The organism is Mycobacterium sp. 1165178.9 (genome assembly GCF_001673555.1).
Taxonomy (GTDB): domain Bacteria; phylum Actinomycetota; class Actinomycetes; order Mycobacteriales; family Mycobacteriaceae; genus Mycobacterium.
Genome location: NZ_LZMB01000411.1, coordinates 1 through 20938 on the forward strand (window position 1 = coordinate 1; position 20938 = coordinate 20938).

At 64.5% G+C, this 20938-nt stretch carries 18 protein-coding genes and 1 pseudogene; 4 read left to right on the forward strand and 15 right to left on the reverse strand.

Going from position 1 to position 20938, the window contains the following annotated elements; all coding sequences use genetic code 11:
- Window positions 1-666: hypothetical protein (locus A5652_RS17960; RefSeq protein WP_156745408.1), on the reverse strand; the 666-nt coding region annotated here is incomplete at its 3' end.
- Window positions 663-1619 (reverse strand): TIGR03619 family F420-dependent LLM class oxidoreductase, encoded by a 957-nt coding sequence (locus A5652_RS17965; protein ID WP_067354324.1) that lies wholly within the window; start codon window positions 1617-1619, stop codon window positions 663-665. The genes A5652_RS17965 and A5652_RS17960, both read right to left, overlap by 4 nt.
- Before the next feature lie 233 nt (window positions 1620-1852).
- Here A5652_RS17965 and A5652_RS17970 point away from each other — a divergent pair, with 233 nt between their 5' ends.
- Window positions 1853-2674, forward strand: coding sequence for an alpha/beta fold hydrolase (locus tag A5652_RS17970; RefSeq protein ID WP_067354327.1), 822 nt, complete (start codon window positions 1853-1855; stop codon window positions 2672-2674).
- Here the strand turns inward: A5652_RS17970 and A5652_RS17975 are convergent.
- The 9 genes and pseudogenes from A5652_RS17975 to A5652_RS18015 form a co-directional block, all read right to left on the reverse strand.
- Window positions 2652-2942, reverse strand: a pseudogene (locus tag A5652_RS17975) (zinc-binding dehydrogenase); the annotation flags it as partial. The gene A5652_RS17970 and the pseudogene A5652_RS17975 sit on opposite strands and share 23 nt — an antisense overlap.
- Window positions 2943-3010: 68 nt before the next feature.
- Entirely contained in the window at window positions 3011-5869 is a 2859-nt protein-coding gene (locus A5652_RS17980; RefSeq protein ID WP_067354334.1) for an RND family transporter, read from the reverse strand.
- Complete coding sequence (locus tag A5652_RS17985) at window positions 5866-6309, reverse strand: MmpS family transport accessory protein (RefSeq protein WP_067354337.1); 444 nt, start codon at window positions 6307-6309, stop codon at window positions 5866-5868. The genes A5652_RS17980 and A5652_RS17985 overlap by 4 nt, the downstream gene beginning before the upstream one ends.
- A 109-nt stretch (window positions 6310-6418) precedes the next feature.
- The gene (locus tag A5652_RS17990) at window positions 6419-7321 is read right to left on the reverse strand and encodes an SAM-dependent methyltransferase (RefSeq protein WP_067354341.1); all 903 of its coding nucleotides are present in this window, start codon (window positions 7319-7321) and stop codon (window positions 6419-6421) included.
- 287 nt (window positions 7322-7608) lie between these two features.
- Window positions 7609-9021 (reverse strand): FAD-binding oxidoreductase, encoded by a 1413-nt coding sequence (locus A5652_RS17995; RefSeq protein ID WP_197514002.1) that lies wholly within the window; start codon window positions 9019-9021, stop codon window positions 7609-7611.
- A gap of 406 nt (window positions 9022-9427) precedes the next feature.
- Window positions 9428-11593 carry a class 1b ribonucleoside-diphosphate reductase subunit alpha gene (nrdE, locus tag A5652_RS18000; protein WP_067354345.1) on the reverse strand — a complete coding sequence of 722 codons (2166 nt, stop codon included), beginning with the start codon at window positions 11591-11593 and terminating at the stop codon, window positions 9428-9430.
- Window positions 11563-12009 carry a class Ib ribonucleoside-diphosphate reductase assembly flavoprotein NrdI gene (nrdI, locus tag A5652_RS18005; protein WP_067354348.1) on the reverse strand — a complete coding sequence of 149 codons (447 nt, stop codon included), beginning with the start codon at window positions 12007-12009 and terminating at the stop codon, window positions 11563-11565. Before nrdI ends, nrdE begins: the two co-directional genes overlap by 31 nt.
- Before the next feature lie 27 nt (window positions 12010-12036).
- Window positions 12037-12276: a redoxin NrdH gene (locus A5652_RS18010; RefSeq protein WP_067124347.1), complete on the reverse strand. Its 240-nt coding sequence runs from the start codon at window positions 12274-12276 to the stop codon at window positions 12037-12039.
- Window positions 12277-12780: 504 nt separating this feature from the next.
- Complete coding sequence (locus A5652_RS18015) at window positions 12781-13335, reverse strand: NAD(P)H-dependent oxidoreductase (protein WP_067354352.1); 555 nt, start codon at window positions 13333-13335, stop codon at window positions 12781-12783.
- Between the two features lie 91 nt (window positions 13336-13426).
- Here A5652_RS18015 and A5652_RS18020 point away from each other — a divergent pair, with 91 nt between their 5' ends.
- Both A5652_RS18020 and A5652_RS18025 read left to right on the forward strand, forming a co-directional pair.
- Window positions 13427-14032, forward strand: a complete 606-nt coding sequence (locus A5652_RS18020; protein ID WP_067354355.1) for a TetR/AcrR family transcriptional regulator — start codon at window positions 13427-13429, stop codon at window positions 14030-14032.
- Between the two features lie 5 nt (window positions 14033-14037).
- Window positions 14038-15081 (forward strand): DNA polymerase IV, encoded by a 1044-nt coding sequence (locus tag A5652_RS18025; protein WP_197514004.1) that lies wholly within the window; start codon window positions 14038-14040, stop codon window positions 15079-15081.
- On the opposite strand, the gene A5652_RS18030 is transcribed toward A5652_RS18025, so the two are convergent.
- Both A5652_RS18030 and A5652_RS18035 read right to left on the reverse strand, forming a co-directional pair.
- The gene (locus tag A5652_RS18030) at window positions 15016-15948 is read right to left on the reverse strand and encodes an SDR family oxidoreductase (protein WP_067354358.1); all 933 of its coding nucleotides are present in this window, start codon (window positions 15946-15948) and stop codon (window positions 15016-15018) included. The genes A5652_RS18025 and A5652_RS18030 overlap by 66 nt on opposite strands.
- Before the next feature lie 30 nt (window positions 15949-15978).
- Window positions 15979-16614 (reverse strand): TetR/AcrR family transcriptional regulator, encoded by a 636-nt coding sequence (locus tag A5652_RS18035; RefSeq protein WP_067354362.1) that lies wholly within the window; start codon window positions 16612-16614, stop codon window positions 15979-15981.
- 113 nt (window positions 16615-16727) lie between these two features.
- Here A5652_RS18035 and A5652_RS18040 point away from each other — a divergent pair, with 113 nt between their 5' ends.
- Window positions 16728-18209: a cytochrome P450 gene (locus A5652_RS18040; protein WP_067354364.1), complete on the forward strand. Its 1482-nt coding sequence runs from the start codon at window positions 16728-16730 to the stop codon at window positions 18207-18209.
- 124 nt (window positions 18210-18333) lie between these two features.
- On the opposite strand, the gene A5652_RS18045 is transcribed toward A5652_RS18040, so the two are convergent.
- Both A5652_RS18045 and A5652_RS18050 read right to left on the reverse strand, forming a co-directional pair.
- Window positions 18334-19326 carry a sensor histidine kinase gene (locus A5652_RS18045; RefSeq protein WP_067354368.1) on the reverse strand — a complete coding sequence of 331 codons (993 nt, stop codon included), beginning with the start codon at window positions 19324-19326 and terminating at the stop codon, window positions 18334-18336.
- A 139-nt stretch (window positions 19327-19465) separates the two neighbouring features.
- Window positions 19466-20923, reverse strand: coding sequence for a FadR/GntR family transcriptional regulator (locus A5652_RS18050; protein WP_067354371.1), 1458 nt, complete (start codon window positions 20921-20923; stop codon window positions 19466-19468).
- Window positions 20924-20938 lie beyond the last annotated feature (15 nt).

The following is a 20938-nucleotide window of genomic DNA, read 5'->3' on the forward strand; positions in this document are numbered from 1 at the left end:
ACGCCGCACCGCCGGCGGTCGAACGGCACCACTGGGGCCCGCGTCGGTCGCGTGAGTAAACCCGGGGTAGGCCTCGACGATGCTCGCTACCAACATCCGCGACATCTGCGCCGATACCAATGACCTCACTGCCAGCAGCCCGTTCGGCCCGGCATTGCGGAGCAAGAATTTCATCACGTTCGCAACAGCCAACGTTCCCGGCTTGGACGGCTGCCAGCTGGTCGGGACTCGGACCGGCGTCGGCTCAGTCGCACCTGTGAACTCGGCAACCGTCGCTTCGAATTCGGTACGCGGGATGCGCACATGAAAAATGTTGCAGTTTTCCTCCCACCGCAGCCGAAATGCCGTGTGGGCGTCCAGCACGACGAAACCGCCGGGCAACACGACCCGCTCGCCGTTATCCGCCCCGGCCACGAATCGCCCGCTGATCTGCTGGGACACCAAGACGAAGTCGTCGAACGTCGACGACTCGAGCAGCGTGGTGGCCGAACCGTACGACAGGGAGTAAACGCCTAGCCCGCTGCCGCCGCCTTCGGCATGCCGCGCACGAAACGCCGACACCCGGCCCCGGACGGTGAGCCGGTGGGGACAGTAGACAGACCCGATCTGGGTGCGCGCGTCGTCCGGATCCGTGGTGTCTATCCGGATGCGCAATCCGTCGATCATGAGGCCATGGCCCGTTCGCGGATCTGCACCGCCGTTTCCAGCATTTGCGCAGTGCTGGTGAACCAGTCCTGCAGATTGAGATCCACGATGAGCTCGTCGGCGCCCGCCTCCGCGGCGGTCCGGACATCGTCGAGAACCTGGTCCAGCGTGCCGACGAACGCGGATCGCTCAGGTCCGGCCGGCCGGTGGGTGAAGGTGACATTGCCGACCACGATCATCTCCATCCGGCACGTGTCACGCCCGTATTCGCAAGCCATGCCAAGGATTCGGTCCCAGTCGGCGCGCAATTGTGCAGCTCCGGCCGGGCCCGGCGTGGCCAGCAGCGGCAGCCAGCCATCGGCGCGTTTGGCGATGCGCTGCAACGCTTTCGAACTGGTGCCACGGCTCGGGTTATGGCCGCCGCCACCCAGCATGACGGGGATTCTCGCCACCGGCTTCGGCAGGACTGCGGCGTTGTCGACGACTACCCGCGGTCCCCGGAAGCTCACCGGGTCGGGGCCCCACACCGCATCAAAGACATCGAGCGTCTCGTCGAGGAAGCGGCCGCGATCGGCTCGGGTGGCGCCGGTGGCCTGCAGTTCGTCGGTGGCCCAACCGGTGCCCAGGCCCGCGATCACGCGGCCGCCGCTGATCTGATCGATCGTGGCGAGCGCCTTAGCGAGCTGGACCGGAGTGTGCAGTGCCGCGACGAGGACGGAGGTACCGAGGCGGACGCTTTCGGTCGCGACCGCCGCGGCGGTGAGGACGGCCAACGGGTCGGCGGCCTGGCGCGAGTGTTCCGGCCAAGGCACGTTAAATCCGGCGTAGGGCTCGACGGGCGCCTGCGGGAAGAGCAGTCGCTCGTACGTCCACACACTGGAATATCCGGCCGCCTCGGCTACCCGTGCCGCTTCGACCAGATCGTGTTGCAGGTCGACCCCCAATCTCTGGGGCAGGCGAAGTCCAAGTCTCATTCGGTACCTTCCATCGAGTCGTGGCGCTCGCGGAAAAGAACAACCATTCCGCCCCGCCAATGCCGTTGATGGCCAGAGGCGTCCTTTTCTGTGGAGCGGATGGCGCATTGTGAGTGGTGTGCGGCCGCTACCAGAGTGGTTAGCGGTCAACGGATTTGGGTCATGGCGGTTTCTGTGGGTAACATGACGCGTTTGTCACCTGGGAACGGGTCCGGTGCGGCGTTGCAATCAGCATGACAACGGTGATTTCTCCCGACGGGACCTGCATCGGATATGAATCCGTTGGTGCCGGTTCGCCGCTGCTCTTGGTGCATGGCAGCACCGGCACGCGTGCTCGTTGGTCCTCGGTGACGGCGGTGCTGGTACAGCGCTACACCGTCCACGCTATGGACCGCCGCGGTCGGGGACTGAGCACCATCGAGGTCGAGCCCTACAGCCTGAGCCGGGAAGCCGAGGATGTGGCGGCCGTCGCCGAGGATGTGGCGGCCGTCGCCGAGGATGTCGGCGGCGACGTCTACGTCGTCGGGCATTCCTACGGGGCATTGGCGGTCATGGAAGCAGCCCTGCTCACATCAGCGTTCCGCCGGATCATGCTGTACGAGCCGCCAATACCGTCGCAGGGCCATGACGTCGGGTCACCGGAGGGCCTCGCACGCATCACCAAGATGTCGGACCCGCGCGAAATACTCGAAGCGTTCTACCGCGACACCCTGCACCTCCCCCCGCCGGCCATCAAAGACCTTGTCGATCGTGAGTTGCCGTATCTGGCCGACTCGATCGGGCACACCGCCGGCCGCGAACTCGCGGCGGCCCGCGCCTACCGCGCCACCGAGCGGCTAGCCGAGATCACCGTCCCGGTGCGTATGTTGTTCGGGACCCAGAGTCCCACGTATTTCCGGGTGGCCGCCGCGGCCGTAGCCGACTTGGTACCGGGCGCGACGGTTGCCCCGTTGCGCGGCCAAGGGCACCAGGCGGTCGACTACGACCCACAACAATTCGTGAGGGCGGTACTCGATTTCGACTCGGGCTCCGCTAGCCCGCGTCGGCGACCGTGATGATGGTCTTGCCGCCACCACCCCGCGCCGGGTCGAATGCCGACGCAGCTTCGCCCAGTGCACATACCGTTTTGATGGCTGGGCGCAGTCGGCCGTCGCGAATCCTGCGTTCCAGCACGGTAAGGGTTTGCCGGTCGGGTTCGACGACGAAAAAGACAGCGCCTCCGTGCTCGGGTTGAACCCGCAGCGGCTCGGCGATGGTGATCAGCGCGCCGCCCGAACGCACCAATTGCGCTGAGCGATCGAGGATTTCACCACCGAGAACGTTTGCACCTACGCGGCGTGGTCACCAGGGCAATCGAGCCATGCGGTCCGCCAAACGCGGCACGGCGCCGGTCACCGGACGCCGGCGTATTCGGCCGGCGCTGCCCGCCCGGCGACACGCGCCGGTCGAGCGCGAATCAGGCGTGGCCACCAGAAGAATGGCCCCAGCAGACGAGCGAGGGCGGGCGTGATGAACGAACGCACAATCAGCGTGTCCAGCAGCAGACCGATCCCGATCGTGGATCCCATTTCACCGACCGAGACCAGCTTGCCGGAGACCATGGCCATCATCGTGACGGCGAACACCAGACCGGCGGTGGTGACTACTTTGCCCGAGTTCGCGACTGCTCTGATCAAGCCGGTATTCAGGCCCGCCTTGCTTTCCTCCAAGTAGCGGGCTATGAGCAGCAGGTTGTAGTCCGAGCCGACCGCCACCAGGATGATGAAGGTGAGCGGCAGACCCAGCCAGCTGATCGGGATGCCAAGCAGGTGCTGCCAGATCAGGACCGAGAGACCGAACGCTCCCGAATACGAAAACGCTACGGTTCCGATTATGACCAGCGCCGCGATCATGCTCCGGGTGATGAGCAACATTACTAGGAAAATCAACGCGAATGCCGCGGTAGCCGCGATGATCAGGTCGGTTGCGGCCGCATCCTGGATATCCCAGTACGTCGTCGCGGCGCCGCCGAGGTACACATGGGCGCCGGCGAGCGTGGTGCCTTTCAACGCCTCCTTGGCGGCGGGCAGATAGGCCTGGTCGTGGTGGATGCCGTCTTCCGTGAGTGCTTCGCCGTCGTGGTAGACCATGTATCGAGCGGCTTTGCCGTCGGGGGACATGAAGAATTTCAGATCGATGCGAAACGACGAATTGTTGAACGCATCTGGTGGTAGGTAAAAGAATTCGTCGTTCTTCGCACTGTCGAACGCATAGCCCAGATCCATCATCTGCCGGCTTAGCTCGTCCAACTGGGCCAGCTGGGGCGCAATCGTACTGTGCTCGGCCATGATCACCTGGTGAAGCTGCTCGAGCTGGTCGACGTTGCGGCCGAGGAGGTCGACCAGCTGCGGCATCACCGAGTCTTGTATCATCGCAGCCTTCAGGTTCTTATCCATTTGCTCGTCCAACTGGTCGAACTTGTCCGTCAGCTCGAATAGCGAACGCAGCGACCAGCAGAGCGGGATATCGAAACAGTGCTTCTCCCAATAGAAGTAGCTGCGGATCGGCCGCCAGACATCGTCGAAATCGGCGATGTCGTCGCGCATCGCGTCGGTGACGTCCTTCATGCCCTGGGCCGCACCGGCGGCGATATGAGCCGCGCCGGCCTGTTGAGACGTCAATTCCTGTTGATGCCGCATCAGCCCCGTCATGCGCTCGGTGATGCCGGCCATCTCGGTGAGCCGCGAGTTGAGGTCGGTGAGGAACGGCAGGATTTCCTTGATCTTCGTTCCCATCGAGCCCATGGTGTAAGTGAACGACGAATGTTCTAGCGGAGTCCCCAATGGCCTGGTCACGCTTTGGATCAACCCCACACCGGGAGTGTGAAATACACTGCGGGCCACCCGGTCCAGCGCGATCATGTCCGTGCTGTTACGCATATCGTGGTCGGATTCGACCATGAGCATGTCGCCGTTCAGCCTGCTAACCGGGAAGTGCCTGTCGGCCGCGGCGTATCCGAGCTTCGACGGGCTGTCATCGGAGATGTATATCCGGTCGTCGTAGTTGGGATGGTAGGTGGGCAGCGTGAGCGATCCCACGAGCACCACCACGCAGCTGGCCAGCAGCACCCGGCCGGGCCACCGAACCGTCACCGTGCCGACCTTGCGCCAAATCCCGGCACCGCCTTTGCGTTTCGGCTCGAATATTCCCACGCGGGTGCCCAACGCCAGCACAGCCGGACCGAAGGTCAAGGCGGCCGCCACTGCGGTGAGCATAGCCACAGCGCAGGGGATCCCACAGGTATTGAAGTAGTTGAGGCGGGTGAACTTGAGGCAGAACGTTGCGCCGGCGACCGCGAGGCCAGATCCGAGGATGACGTGGGAGACGCCGCTCACGGCGGAATAGTAAGCGGTTTCCCGGTCTTCACCCGCGCGGCGTGCTTCGTGGTAGCGGCCGATCAGAAAGATCGCGTAATCGGTACCCGCGCCGAGGATCAGGGAGACCAGAAGGTTGGACGCGAACTCGGATATCCCGATGAGCTTGTGGAAGGCGAGGAAGGAGACTATGCCCCGCCCACAGTTCAACTCCAGCATCACCATGAACAGCACGAGGAGCGCGGTCATGATCGAGCGATAGACGACCAGCAGCATCACGGATATGAGAACGATGGTGACGAACATGATCATGATCAGGCTCTCGTTACCGGCTTCGAGCATGTCCGCCGACAGCGGTGCCGAGCCCGAGACGTAGACCTTCAGCCCAGGCGGGGTTCTGGTCTGCGAGACCAAGTCTCGCACCGCCTTGATTGACTCGTCCGACACCGCCGAGCCGAGATTGCCGGCAGTCCGAACCAGCGTGTAGGACGCCTTTCCGTCGTTACTCTGCACCCCGGCGGCGGTTGTTCCCTGTCCCCACAGATTCATGACGTATTGAACGTGCTTGTCTCGCTGCAGTTTTGCGATCAGGCCGTCATAGAAGTGGTGGTCGGCTTCGTCGAGCTTGTGATCGCCTTCCAACACGACCATCACCAGGCTGTTGCTGTCCGACTCGTTGAACACGTCCCCGATGTGGATGAGTGCGCGCGACGAGGGCGCATCGACCGGGACCAGCGGTCCCCGGTTCGCTTCGGTGACGGGTTCCAGCTGCGGGACGGCCACGTTGAGCACGACCATGAGTCCGACCCACGCCACAACCACGGGCACGGCGAACCTGCGGATGGTTCGCGCAAGGAAGGGTTTGCGCACCTTGATGTCGACGCTGTTATGCCTCATGCGGACAGCACCTGGCACCAGACCCCGGCGTGCTCACCCGTGGCGGTGTGTTCGGAACGCACCTGGCCGTCGACGATGATGCGACAGCCGACATTGCCTCCGGCGACCTGCGCGGTGATGTCGGCGGTCGCGGTCGTCAACACCGTGACTTCGGTATGCGTCCAGGGCAACGTCGCCAGGTCGACGGCGATTGCGTGCGAGTTCACGTCCCAATAGCTGACCCGCCCCCACCCGCCCAACTCGCCGAACACGTCGTATTCGATGTGTTTGGGATTGAACTGAGCTATCGAAAATTTGTCGCCCGGGCTCAGGGTTCGGTCCTGGGAACCGAAGATCCTGTGCGCGGAATCGATGACGCACCCCGCCAAGACGGCGACGATGGCCACCAGGGTAGGCAGCCATAGCTTGTTGATTAGTCGCCGGTGCAGAGACGCGACCATGACGATGACCCTCCTCGGGCACTCACAACGAAAATCGAAACAGGTGGACCACCGTGGCCACACGGGCAATGGGTGTCGGGACGATGGAGTTGAGCCGCCGCAGGACGCGCTATATGCGCACTCCGCTCAGCATCCGCGTGAAACTCGCCAACTCGACTAAGCCGTCGGCCGTGGGAGCGGGCCGTCCGGCCGCGTTGAAGACGTCGGCGATCTCAGCACTGCGCGTCGTCCAGCCCCGCTCGGCCAGATACTTGGCGGCGTCTGTGTGCTGACCGGCGAAAGTCACACTGCGAAGGTCGATCTCGGGGTCCAACTGATTCCATACCGCGTGTCGTTTTCTCAGATTTTCGCCGAGCGCATCGGTTCTGGGCGTCTCGACGTAATCCGCCCCGAGTTGGCTCCCGGGAGCACTCAAATTGGTGATCGCGTCGAGAATCTGGTTTTGTGCCTCCGGCGGGAGATACCCGATGAGAAGTCCCTCGACGACCCAAACAGTCGGCTGCGTGTCGTCGAAACCGTTTTGCCGCAACGCGCTCGACCAGTCCTGACGCAGATCGATGCCCAAGCAATGGTGCCCTTCGGCAGGTGCCCAGCCCAAGCCGGTCAAGACGCTCCGCTTCCACTCGATGACCTGGGGTTGATCGATCTCATAGATGGCCGTCGCCGGCGGCCAGTCCAATCGGTAAGCCCGGCAATCCAGTCCAGAGGCCAGAATCACCGCTTGGCGGATACCGGCTTGGCACGCGTCGCTGGCAAAGTCATCGAGGGTTCTCGTCCGCACGCCGAAGTAGTCCGGCATCCAGTCGACTTCGAGGTCCGAGAAATCGATTGCGCCGTCGACAATCCGGGTGAACAGTTTCAGTCCGACCGCCCTGACCAACACTGCGGCGAACGGGTCGCGGATCACCGGATCGGGTTGCCTACTGGCGACCGCCCGCGCCGCAGCGACCAGTGTGGCGGTCGCGCCCACTCCCGTCTTGAGGTCCCAACTATCGTCATGAGTCCGTGACATTATCGCCCCCTTGAATCACGTTGCGCCTGAACGAGTCACCCTCGTTCAGGCCGTTTCTGGTGCAAAGTTAGGGCTACGACGACGGCCGGTCTACCCGAATGGCGCGGCCCATAGCCGGAAAGCGCGGTGAACTAAATTCGACGCTCACAGCGTGATACCACGCGCAATGAAGGTCGGTGGAGATGCATCGCGGGCCAGATGGCCAATTGACGCCCGATCACGAACCACGCCTCGGTGACATGCGTTGGGATAGTCAAACTATGGGTAGCCTGAAGCCGCCCGTCGGTTTAGGCGGCTGGCACCACGTTGTGGTTGAAGCGAAACATGTTGGTCGGGTCGTACATCTTTTTGACGTGCGCCAGGCGCTCGTAGCGTTCCGGACCGTAGATTGCGACGGCCTCGGCCGCTTCTTCGGGAGCAAGGTTGTTCACCAGCCGCCGGTCGGCCTGCCAGGCTGCCATCCCGTTGAGCAGCGCAGCGACCGACTCCTTGAGCCGCCGTTCCTCTGACAGCGGACCGACCTCGACGCCCAACAAGACATACGGCAGACCTCTGGTCGCTACGGCGTTGGGCACCACCGGCTCTCGGTCCCAGGCTCCGCCAAGGGCACGCAGTTCGGCGATCCACATGGTGGTTTGGGAATTCGGGCCGACGAGTTCCACCAGTCTGTCCTGCGATTCCGCGGGGAATTCCCGCAGCATGATGCTGCGCTCGTAGTATGGCAATGGTTCGGTCGGCTCGGCGTGGATCGATGCGACTGCCGTGTACGGCATGTCCGCTACGGTGTCCAGGACGGTCGGCGCGACTGCCCGGAGCGGCGCGATCATCCGTTCGCCATCCTCGGCCGTGCCGTTGTAGGCGATCCGCAGCGCCACCGTGAACACGCCGCGCAGCGGCTCGGGGATTTCGGGCAGCCGCGGAAGTCGCAGGGCCGCGAACGACGAGACCATCGATTCCGGCGTGTTCGGGTGCCAGGCAGTCCAGGTGCGCAGCACGTCGGTCATGTGCTCCCCCGGAAAGTAGAGGGCACCGCCGTAAATACGGGAAACCGGGAACAACACAAACTGCAGCCTGGTGACCACTCCGAAGTTGCCTTTGCCACCGCGCAGCGCCCAGAACAGCTCGGGATCGGATTTGGCGTCGACATGTCGCAATTCGCCGTCTGCCGTCACCACGTCGAGCGAGCGCACGTGGTCCGCGGCGTAGCCGTGGGAGCGGCCGAGCGTCGGGCTGAGACCGCCGCCCAGGCTATAACCGACGACCCCTACCGTGGGGTTGGACCCGTTCAACGGTGCCAGCCCAGTCTCGGCTGCCTTCTGGACCACGTCTGCCCATATCGCCCCGGCGCCGACCCCGGCAGTGCGCCCGACGGCGTCGATCTCGACGTCGTTCATCCGGCGGGTGTTGATCAGAACGGCGCCCTCTGCCGTGCCGACGACCTGGTGGCCGGTGGCCTTCACCGCAACCGGGCGATGCCGCCTCGCCGCGAAAGCGACGGCCGCCTCGACATCGGTCGGACACTGCGCCACCACGATCACGGCGGGCTTGAGCTCGTGGTTGAGGTTGAAGACGGCCCGTTCGTCGTCATATCCCGCGTCACCCGGCAACAGAACCGACCCCGCCACCGCCGCAACCAGGTCCGCGAGGTCCTCCGGCCGGATAGGTGAAACACGGGAATCATCGATAATCACGACGTACATCCTCTTTTCGTAGTGCGATCAAAAGCAGCGCAGATACCACGGAACGGGGAACGGTCGTACTCATTCAGTCGGTGCCATACCGAGCCGAATGTATTCGGGACGGTCAGCACTCGGCTGTCGTCGCGGTGGGCGCGACTGTCGATCAGTCGGTCGGAGTGGGCGACGCCGCCTTCTTCCAGCCGATGTCTGCTGCAAAGTTAGGGATATCGCGACCGGCGGTCTACGCGCAAAGCGCGGCGCTTGTCCGCAAAGCGCGGCCAACCTCGGGTTCACGGACCTGCTCGACGCGACGGCCGACCACCCGGGCCGCAAAAGACTTAGAGCCGCTCGACCGTTCTGCTCGGGCAGCAGTTATAAGAAGAAGATGTTATCCCGCAACGCGATTCGGGAATCCGAAGGTGCAGCGCTACAGCATGCAGGACACGCAGCCCTCGACCTCTGTTCCCTCCAACGCCATCTGACGCAACCGGATGTAGTACAGCGTCTTGATGCCCTTGCGCCAGGCGTAGATCTGCGCCTTGTTCACATCGCGGGTGGTGGCGGTGTCCTTGAAGAACAGCGTCAGCGACAGTCCCTGGTCCACGTGCTGGGTGGCCGCGGCGTAGGTGTCGATGATCTTTTCGTAGCCGATCTCGTAGGCGTCCTGGTAATACTCCAGGTTGTCGTTGGTCAGGTATGGCGCCGGGTAGTAGACGCGGCCGATCTTGCCTTCCTTACGGATCTCGATCTTGCTCGCCACCGGGTGGATCGAGCTGGTCGAGTTGTTGATGTAGCTGATCGAGCCGGTCGGTGGGACGGCCTGTAGGTTCTGGTTGTAGATGCCGTGCTGCTGCACCGACTCCTTGAGCCGCTGCCAATCCTCTTGTGTCGGAATGCGGATGCCCGCTTCGGCAAAGATTTCCCGGACCCGCGGCGTGGCCGGCTCCCACACCTGCTCGGTGTACTTGTCGAAGAATTCGCCCGAGGCGTACTTCGACTTCTCGAAGCCCCCGAACTTGCTTCCCCGCTCGATCGCGATGCGGTTCGATGCGCGCAGCGCGTGGTAGAGCACGGTGTAGAAGTAGATGTTGGTGAAGTCGACGCCTTCTTCGGAGCCGTAGAGGATGCGCTCGCGGGCCAGGTAGCCGTGCAGGTTCATCTGGCCCAGCCCGATCGCGTGGGACTCGTTGTTGCCCTGCTCGATTGAGGGCACCGACCAGATGTGCGTCTGATCGCTCACCGCCGTCAGCGCGCGGATCGCGACCTCGATGGTCTGCGCGAAGTCCGGCGAGTCCATCGTCTTGGCGATGTTCAGCGATCCCAAGTTGCACGAAATGTCCTTGCCCACTTTGGCGTACGACAAGTCGTCGTTGAACACCGATGGCGTGGACACCTGCAGGATCTCCGAGCACAGGTTCGAGTGGGTGATCTTTCCGTCGATCGGGTTGGCCCGGTTCACCGTGTCCTCGAACATGATGTAGGGGTAACCGGACTCGAACTGCAGTTCGGCCAGCGTCTGGAAGAATTCCCGCGCCTTGATCTTCGTCTTGCGAATCCGGGCGTCGTCGACCATCTCGTAGTACTTCTCGGTGACCGAGATGTCGGCGAACGGCAGGCCGTAAACCCGCTCGACGTCGTAGGGTGAGAACAGGTACATGTCCTCGTTCTTCTTCGCCAGCTCGAAGGTGATGTCGGGTATCACCACGCCCAGGCTCAGCGTCTTGATGCGGATCTTCTCGTCGGCGTTTTCGCGCTTGGTGTCCAGGAACCGGTAGATGTCGGGGTGATGGGCGTGCAGGTACACCGCGCCCGCGCCCTGCCGGGCCCCGAGTTGGTTGGCGTAGGAGAACGAGTCCTCGAGCAGTTTCATGATCGGGATGACGCCCGAGGACTGGTTCTCGATGTTCTTGATCGGGGCGCCGTGCTCCCGAATGTTACTGAGCAGCAGGGCGACTCCCCCACCGCGCTTGGACAGCTGCAGTGCGGAGTTGATGGATCGCCCGATCGACTCCATGTTGTCCTCGATGCGCAGCAAAAAGCAGCTCACCGGCTCGCCGCGCTGCTTCTTGCCCGAGTTCAGGAACGTCGGGGTGGCCGGCTGGAATCGCCCGTCGATGATCTCGTCGACCAGCTTCTCGGCCAGGACTGTGTCACCGGCGGCCAGCGTCAGCGCGACCATGACCACGCGGTCCTCGAAGCGCTCCAGGTAACGCTTCCCGTCGAACGTCTTCAGCGTGTAGGAGGTGTAGTACTTGAACGCGCCGAGGAACGTCGGGAACCGGAACTTCTTGGCGTACGCGCGGTCCAGCAGCGTCTTGACGAAGTTACGGCTGTACTGGTCGAGAACCTCGCGCTCGTAGTAGTTCTCCTTGATCAGGTAGTCGAGCTTCTCGTCCTGATTGTGGAAGAACACCGTGTTCTGGTTGACGTGCTGCAGGAAGTACTGATGGGCGGCCTCGCGGTCCTTGTCGAACTGGATCTTGCCGTCCGCGTCGTAGAGATTCAGCATCGCGTTGAGCGCGTGGTAATCCGTTTCCCCCGGCAAGGCGTGGGCCCCGGTGGTTACAGGCTCTGCAGCGACGGTTGGTGGCACGTCTGTTCCTTCCAGAAATTGGCTAAGCCCGCGCGGACGGCTTCCACGTCGTCCTGGGTTCCCATTAATTCGAAGCGGTAGAGGTACGGAACGCCGCACTTGCGCGAGATCACGTTGCCCGCGTAGGCGAATTCGGCGCCGAAGTTGTTGTTGCCCGCGGCGATGACGCCGCGGATCAACGACCGGTTGTGCTCATTGTTCAAAAAGGCGATGACCTGCTTGGGGACGTAACCACCGGCGTTGAGGTCAGGTGTCGCGTGCCCGCCGCCGTAGGTGGGCAGGACGAGGACGTAGGGCTGGTCGACCTCGATGCGGCCATGCAGTGGTATCCGCGTGGCGGGGATCCCCAGCTTCTCCACGAAGCGGTGGGTGTTCTCCGACACCGAGGAGAAATAGACCAGGTTGCGCGACTGCACCGCAACCTCCTTACCTAACGTCTTGCCTTACGCGCTCAGTTCCGCCGCGGACAGCGCCTTGATGCGGTCGGGGCGGAAACCCGACCAGTGGTCGTTGCCCGCCACCACCACGGGAGCCTGCAAGTATCCCAGGGCCATCACGTAGTCACGCGCCTCGGCGTCCAGCGAGATGTCGACCTTCTCGTAGGCGATGCCCTGCTTGTCCAGCGCCTTGTAGGTGGCAGTGCACTGCACGCATGCCGGCTTGGTGTACACGGTGATGCTCATGGAATGCCGCTCCTTTGCGGAAGAGGGGACCCAACGGACTGGCAACTACTTTTGGACTGCGTCTTTGCTATGTTCAGCGATCCGTCAGGCCCCCTGATTCCCGTCGTGCGGCGGTCAAGGTCGAACGACCTGTGGGCGCCGATTTCGGAGGGTTCACCGAGTCTGGCTGGCTTGGTGGTCCTGGGATCTGCCGGTGCTCGAAACACTACACCTAGTGGGTGACAAGATGGCGAGATACAAGATGTTCTGAATAACAATTTTGAAATTCCCTGGTCGTGAGCCCGGTCGCGAAAAAATCTGGATCCCCGCTCGGCGTGTCGCAGATCACAGATCGCGCCGGCGTGAACCATGCGCTCCGGTATATCAGCGACCACCGACATCACCACCGACGGCGGCGGGCCGGCCCGCAGCTAGCAAAGCCGCCAGGTGCGCCTGGCGGCTTTTGCTATTCGGTTATTCCAACCTCGCTGGTCGCCCGGCGGGTGGCTTGTCGACTTCCGCCAATCAGCCGACCTCGGCGGCCAGCTTGCCCACCACATCACGCACGTTCGCCGAGAGCTCGGCGTGCTCGGCGGGCGCCTTGCCCTCCAGCGTCTTGAACGGGACTGACAGTTTGATCGCCTCCACCACGCGTGCGCCGGCGATGCCGAACGACTTGCGGGTGTCGTCGTGCGCCCACACCCCGCCGTACCGGCCGAAGGATCCCCCGATGACCGCGAGCGGCTTGCCCTTGAGCGCGCTGTCGCCGAACGGCCGGGATAACCAGTCGATCGCGTTCTTGATGACGGCCGGGTAGCTGCCGTTGTACTCCGGGGTCACCACCAGGGCGGCGTCCGCGTCGGACACCGCGGCACGCAGCGCGGCCACCGGGCCGAGCTCCGGCGCGGCGGTGTTCATCGCGTAGTCGAGCTCCTCGTTATAAAACGGCAGCTCATCGAGTCCTTCATAGATCGTGACGGTCACGTCGTCGGCGGCGACCGCCACCGCCAACTCGGCGATCTGGCGGTTGATCGACGCCGCCCGCAGGCTTCCCACTAACGCCAGGATTTTGATTGACACTGCTGAAGTTTCCCTTCGGTCGTTGCGTACATCCTCGCACGAGCTAACCGGACTATAGTCCGCTTTATTCCGGCAGCGTTAAAGTGCAGGAGTGAGCGAGCGGTCGGGCGAGTTGCAGGTGTGCGCCCCACAGGTGCACCAGGAACGGGGCGACGCGGCGCGCAACCGCGCCCTGCTCCTCCAGGCCGCCCGAAACCTGGTCGCCGAGCGCGGCGCCGACGCCGTCACCACCGACGACATCGCCGCCGCCGCCGGAGTCGGCAAAGGCACGCTGTTCCGCCGCTTCGGCAGCCGGGCCGGTCTGATGATGGTGCTGCTGGACGAGGATGAACAAGCCGTTCAGCAGGCATTCCTGTTCGGGCCGCCGCCACTGGGACCCGGCGCCCCGCCGACCGATCGGCTGGTCGCATTCGGCCGGGAGCGGATCCGGTTCGCTCACGACCACTGTGAACTGCTGGCCGCGGCCAATCGCGATCCGCAAAACCGGCACAACGCACCGGCCACGGTGCTGCGCACGCACGTGCGGGTGTTGCTCAAGGCGGCCGAATCCACCGGCAACCTCGACGCCCAGACCGACGCGTTGCTCGCGCTGCTGGACGTGGACTACGTCGAGCATCAACTGGCCGAGGGCGGTCACACCCTTTCGACGCTGGGCGACGCGTGGGAAAGCTTGGCGCGCAAGCTCTGCGGGCGATGAACGCCGTGCCCGCCGCGGCGCCGGATTGGGTCTTGCATGTGGACCTCGACCAGTTTCTGGCGTCGGTCGAGTTGCGCAGGCATCCCGAATTGGCCGGGCTGCCGGTCATTGTGGGCGGCAGCGGCGATCCGAGCGAGCCGCGCAAGGTCGTCACCTGCGCCTCCTATGAGGCCCGCGAGTTCGGCGTGCGTGCGGGCATGCCGCTGCGTGTCGCGGCCCGTCGCTGCCCCGAGGCGACCTTTCTCCCGTCGGACCCGGCCGCCTACGACGCGGCGTCCGATCAGGTGATGGGTGTGTTGCGCGACCTGGGACATCCGGTCGAAGTCTGGGGCTGGGACGAGGCGTATGTCGCGGTGACCGCGAAGGACCCGAGCGAGGTCGCACAACGGATCCGCAGCGTCATCTCCACCGAAACCGGGCTGTCCTGCTCGGTCGGCATCAGCGACAACAAGCAGCGCGCGAAGGTCGCGACCGGCTTCGCGAAACCGGCTGGCATTTTCGTGCTCACCGACGCGAACTGGATGCCCCTGATGGCCGATCGTCCGGTCGACGCGCTATGGAGCGTGGGACCCAAGACGGCGAAAAGACTTGCGGATATTGACATTACGACGGTATGGCAGCTGGCCCACTGCGATGCGGAGTTGTTGACGGCCACGTTCGGTCCGCGCACCGGGCTGTGGCTACTGTTGTTGGCCAAGGGCGGCGGCGACGGCAAGGTCAGCGCCGAACCGTGGGTGCCGCGCTCGCGCAGCCACGTCGTGACCTTTCCGCGCGATCTCACCGATCGGTCCGAGATGGACGCGGCCGTAACGGATTTGGCCGAGCGAGCGCTGACCGATGTGCTCGCGGCGGACCGAGTCGTGATCCGGGTGGCGGTGACCGTGCGCACGGCGACCTTCTACACGCGCACCAAGATTCGCAAGCTCGATGCGCCCAGCACCGATCGCGACGTCATCGTGGCCGCGGCCCTTCGGGTGCTCGACCTATTCGAACTCGACCGGCCGGTCCGCCTGCTCGGGGTACGTCTCGAGCTGGTCATGCCGGACTAGCGCCGGCGGGCTGGGTCGCAGCGCGCGGGTGAAGATCACGTTCACCTGGCGCATCGCCACGCTATATGGCCACCACGCAAGCCTTTTGAACGCGTACAAGGCGCGGATGTCGGCAGACGTGTAGATCAGGTATCGATTCTTGGCCACCCCGGCCAGGATCTTGTCGGCGGCCTTTTCCGGCGACACGGCGTGGCCGGCGAAGCGCTTCACCCACCGGTCGACGTTGGGGTCTTCCCGGTCCACGCCGGCGATCTCCACGGTGCTCACCAGCGGGGTGTTCACCGCGCCCGGAACCACGACCGAGACCCCGATGCGGTGGCGGGCCAGGTCGAAGCGCAAGACCTCCGACAAACCGCGCAATCCGTACTTGCTGGCGCTGTAGGCGGCATGCCACGGCAGGGCCACCAGTCCGGCCGCCGAGGACACGTTGACCAGATGCCCGCCGCGCTTGGCCGCCACCATGGGCGGCACGAAGGTCTCGATAACGTGGATCGGACCCATCAGGTTGATGTCGATCATCTTGCGCCACTGCTCGTGAGTCAGCCGGTCGACGGTGCCCCACGCGGATACGCCGGCGATGTTGAGGACGAGATCCATGCTCGGATGTTCGGCATGGACGGCGGCGGCGAACGAGGCCACCTGCTCGTAGTCGGCGATATTCAGCGCCCGATGCTCGGGAACCTGGGCGCCCAGCGCCCGCGCGTCGGCCACGGTCTGTTCGAGGCCGTTGCTGTCGCGGTCAGTCAGATAGAGCTCGGCGCCCTGCGCGGCCAGCCGCAACGCCGTGGCACGGCCGATGCCGCTCGCCGCTCCGGTGACAAGGCACCGCTTTCCCGCGAAAGACCGCCCGATTCCGCTCTGAGCCATGGCCGTGACGATACCGGCGGTAACGCCGCGCTAGGGACGGCCGGCCCACAGCGCGTGCAGCCACAACTGCTCGAGGAGGCGCACCCGTCGGTCACGGTCGCTGTCGCGCCCGGTCAGGATCGGGTCGCCGGTCAGCATCAGCGCGGTGGTGCCGGCCAAAGTGCGGATCAGCGTCGGCAGGTCGTCACTGATCGGATTGGCCGTCCCGGCCTTCATCTCGGCCTCGACGATCCCGACGATCTGGCCCAGCACCACCTCGAACTGCTGATCCAGCAGATCGCGAATCTCGACGTCGGTATTACGGGCCTCGTTGCACGCGGTCACGACCGGGTCGTTGTGTGCGTAGACGGCCGCGGCGCTGCCAACCATCCGCTTGGCGAACTGCTCGGGTGACTCGCCGGCCTGTCGGGGGGCGAAGTACTCGGTGAGTTCCTCGAGTTCTTCGGCGGCCTCGGCCATGAGCTGTGCCAGCACCGCGTATTTGGAGTCGAAGTAGAAGTAGAAGCCGGATCGCGCCACGCCGGCCCGCAGGCTGATGGTGCTCACCGACAGCTCCGCGAACGGCTTTTCCTGCAGCAGTTCCCGCACCGCCTGCACGATCGCCTGGCGTTGTTTGTCGCCACGCCGTCGTGCGCCCGGCTCTGGAGTGGCGGGGTGGCTGGTCACTCCCTGACCTTGCACCACGCCGCTGAAAAAGCAAACTTGACAGCCGTCAAGTTTTTCAGCGAAGGTATGAATCAGTGACGGCCGTCACCGGGAGGGCACGCAAAGGAGCGTTTATGACCGCCACCATCAGCACCCCGCAGTACCTGCTGGATCAGGCGCGGCGCCGGTTCACGCCGTCCATCAACAACTTTCCCGGCATGGGGATGGTCGAGCGCAAGCTGCTGAACACCGATTTCCCGGAGCGCAAACTCGCCGAGCCACCACCGGACAGTGGGCTCAAACCGGTCATCGGCGACGCGGGCCTGCCGGTCATCGGGCACATCATCGAGATGCTGCGCGGCGGCCCCGACTACCTGCTGCACATGTACAAGACCAAGGGTCCGGTGGTCTTCGGGGACTCGCCCGTCCTGCCGGGCGTCGCCGCCCTGGGCCCGGACGCCGCTCAGGTCATCTATTCCAATCGCAACAAGGACTATTCCCAGCAGGGATGGGTGCCGGTAATCGGGCCGTTCTTCAACCGCGGCCTGATGCTGCTGGACTTCGAAGAGCACATGTTCCATCGGCGGATCATGCAGGAGGCCTTCATCCGGTCTCGCCTGGTCAGCTATGTCGAGCAGATGGACCAGGTGGTCTCACAGACCGTCGCCAACGACTGGGTGACCAATGACGCACGGTTCCTGCTCTATCCGGCCATGAAGGAATTGACGCTCGACATCGCGTCGATGGTGTTCATGGGCCACGAGCCGGGCACCGACCACGAGTTGGTGACCAAGGTCAACAAGGCGTTTGCGGTCACCACCCGGGCGGGCAACGCGATCATCCGCACTTCCGTGCCGCCGTTCACCTGGTGGCGCGGCCTCAAAGCGCGCGAGCTGCTGGAGAACTACTTCCGCGAGCGGGTCAAGGAACAGCGTGCGAATCCCGGTACCGATCTGCTGTCGGTGTTGTGTCAGACCGAGGACGAGGACGGCAACAAGTTCTCCGACGACGACATCGTCAATCACATGATCTTTTTGATGATGGCCGCGCATGACACCTCCACCTCGACGGTGACCACGATGGCCTACCACCTTGCACTCCACCCGGAGTGGCAGCAGCGCTGCCGCGAGGAATCGGATCGGCTGGGCGACGGGCCACTCGATATCGATTCTCTGGAGAAGCTGGAGACGCTGGATCTGGTGATGAACGAATCGATCCGCATAGTGACGCCGGTGCAGTGGGCGATGCGCCAGACGGTCCGCGACACCGACCTGCTGGGGTACTTCATCCCGAAGGGCACCAATGTGATCGCCTATCCCGGCATGAACCACCGGCTGCCCGAATTGTGGACCGATCCACTGAAATTCGACCCCGAGCGGTTCACCGAGCCGCGCAACGAGCATAAGCGGCACCGCTACGCGTTCACTCCGTTCGGTGGCGGCGCGCACAAGTGCATCGGGATGACGTTCGGGCAGTTGGAGATCAAGACGATCCTGCACCGCCTGCTGCGCAGGTATCGGCTGGAGCCGCCCCGCCCGGGCTACAAGTGCGAGTGGGATTACGGCGGCATGCCGGTTCCGAAAGACGGCATGCCGATTGTGTTGCGCCCGCTGTAGAACGTCCGCGACCGAAACCACGTTCGCGGTGGGGCCGGGACTCAATGTGCGCTATCAGTGTCGCCAGCGCACATGAAGTCACCTACGGATCTAATTCAGCGCGCCCGTCTCAGTCGACGGCCTCTTACCCGGCCGGACCCGGTGCGGGCTCGAACCGTAGATACGCCTGAATCGTCGTACCGGCCCTGGTGGTGTGGGTTCGCACCAAGTCCGAAATGGCGTTGACCAGATACAGACCGCGGCTCGCGGGACCGCACGGGCCGGGGTCCAGTCGCCCCACAATTTGGTCGTCGAATCGTCCGGTGTCGCGTGCCTCGCAGACCAGATGCCCGTCGTCTTGCCAGAAGGCCAGCCGGCAGGCGCCCCCGGTGTACATCAGGCTGTTGGTGGCCAGCTCCGTGGCGACCAGCTGTAGATCCTCGATGCTCTGCTGCGACAACCCCATCCAGCCCGCGTAGTCGACGGCAAAGGATCGCGCAGGCCGAAGGTCGGCCGACTTGCGGACCATGTATGTGACGGCCCCGGGACCGGCGGCCAGCGGCTGATTGCAGCGTTCCAGGACGTCGCCGGGAGCGTAGTCCGAGCTGCGCTCCAGCGCACCGTGTTCCCACAGCAGCGGATGTGTCGCGCGCGCATCCGACAGCACACCGTCACTCAGCCGGTCCGCGTCGTAGAGGCACAGACAGGACGCGGGGTAGCCGTCCATGGCCTCGTTGACGAGTGCCTCGTGCTCGATGCAGGCGATGAACTCCTCGTCGGTGCGGCCGGGCCATGCAAGCTGGCTGACGATCCGGACTCGCTGGTCCGGGTGCTCGTCGATGAACGCGCCCTGCATCGCCATGAACCGCCAGGGGTTGCGGGCCACCTCGGTGATATCGACCATGCGCACGCCCGTCGGTGGATCACCACCGCCGTACAACCCGTCGTGCAGCAGCGCCAGAGTCTTGGGAGGCGCGGCAAGCAGCACCGCCTCGTCCAGCTCCAAACCATCGCCGACGAAGCGGCTTGCCAAATCGAAAAACTCCTGTTGAGAGTGATAAATCGATGCGGAGTGGACGAAACCGTATTGCCTGGTTTCGTTGCCCGCCCTCACTTCAGCGCTCTCGCTTTCGATCACTTACGCCAACCCCCTGTTGGGCAGACTGACGCCTCCCCCTCTGTCAGTACCCAAGAGGGGCCTTCGCTATACCGCGCAACGGGTCTGATTTAGGTTTGCCTCACTGGTGGGACCACGTCGACGGCTCGCGATCGCACTGTCACAGCCACCACGAGGCGGCCGCGTCGAGATGACGGCGGAGGCGGTAGCAGGCGAGGCTCTCGTCGGCAGCCTCCACCGCTTCGACGATCCGCACGTGAGCGTGGTGCACGGCCAGCACGTCCGACCAGGTCGGCTGCGCCTGCCCGGTGCTGGACCAGTGCCGGCGGAACAGCTCCACGATGATCCGCAGGAACAGATCCAGCAGTGCGTTGCCGGCGAGTTGCGCCAGGCCTACGTGGAAGTCGAACTCCGCCGCGATCGCCTGCCGCACGTCGTCGGCCGTGGGTCGGGGGTTCTCCGGCAGCCCGGACCGATGGCTGGCCAAAAACGCCGCCACGTCGGGCTCGGCCAACCGCTTGACGACCTTGGCCACGTTGTCGATCTCGATGGCGTCGCGGACGCATCGCAGGCCTTCGCGGCTCGGGCCACGGTACTGCAGGTACAACGCGATCGTGTTGATGCTGGCCTGCGCCGCGGGCCGGGCGACGGCCAGGCCGCCGCCCGGCCCGCGGCGCATGTGGGCTATCGAGTGGTATTCGAGCAGCCGCACCGCCTCGCGAAGCACGGCGCGGCTCACCCGGTAGCGCTGCAGCAGGGCCGTCTCGGTGCCGAACACCGCACCCACGCGCCAACCGCTGGCGGCGATGTCGTCACCGATGGTGGCGGCCAACATCTCGGCCAGTTTGCCTCTGGGCGTTTCCGAATCGAGCCGCCGGCGCCTCTCCCGGCCCCGGCTCCGGTCGCCCGCGTGATGCTGGTGCAGCCAGCCGGTGACGGCTTCGACGTGTCGCTCGGACAGCGTCTTGGCGCGGGCGGAATCGCCGGCCGTGACGGCGGCGACGATCGCGGAGTGGTGCGCGTGCAGATGGTCGACCGCCTCTAAGGCCTCGGTTTCGGTATCCGTTCGCGACGCCAGGGCATAGCGGGTGGTGAGCCGCATCAGGACATGGATAAACAGTTGCAGCACCGGGTTTTTGGATTGCTCGGCCAGCACGATGTGGAACTCGTCGCGCGGCGCCGGCAGGCCGGGCTTCCACTGCTCCTCGGCGTGCAGCACCGCTCGCAGCCGCGCGATGCCGGCCTCGTCGATGCGCTCGGCGGCCAGCGATGCCGCCAGCGGCTCGAGTACCAGGCGCGCGTTGAGTAGGTCGCCCAGCGTCGTGCCCAGATATTCGAGATAGATGACGACGGCGCGGGTGGCGGGCCCGGCATCGGGCTCGCAGATGTACAACCCGCCGTTGGGGCCGCGGCGCATCCGAGCGACCTGATGGTGTTCGACCAGGCGCACGGCCTCCCGCAGCACCGACCGGCTCACCCCGAAGCGCTGCTGCAGAGCCTGTTCTGAGCCCAGCGATTCGCCCACCGCCCAGCCGCGGCGGACGATCTCGGCTTCGATGTCGCGGGCGAGGATCGAAGCGAGCTTATTCGCCTGGCCGGTCCTGGGCTCCTCAGTCATCCGGGCTCGATCGCG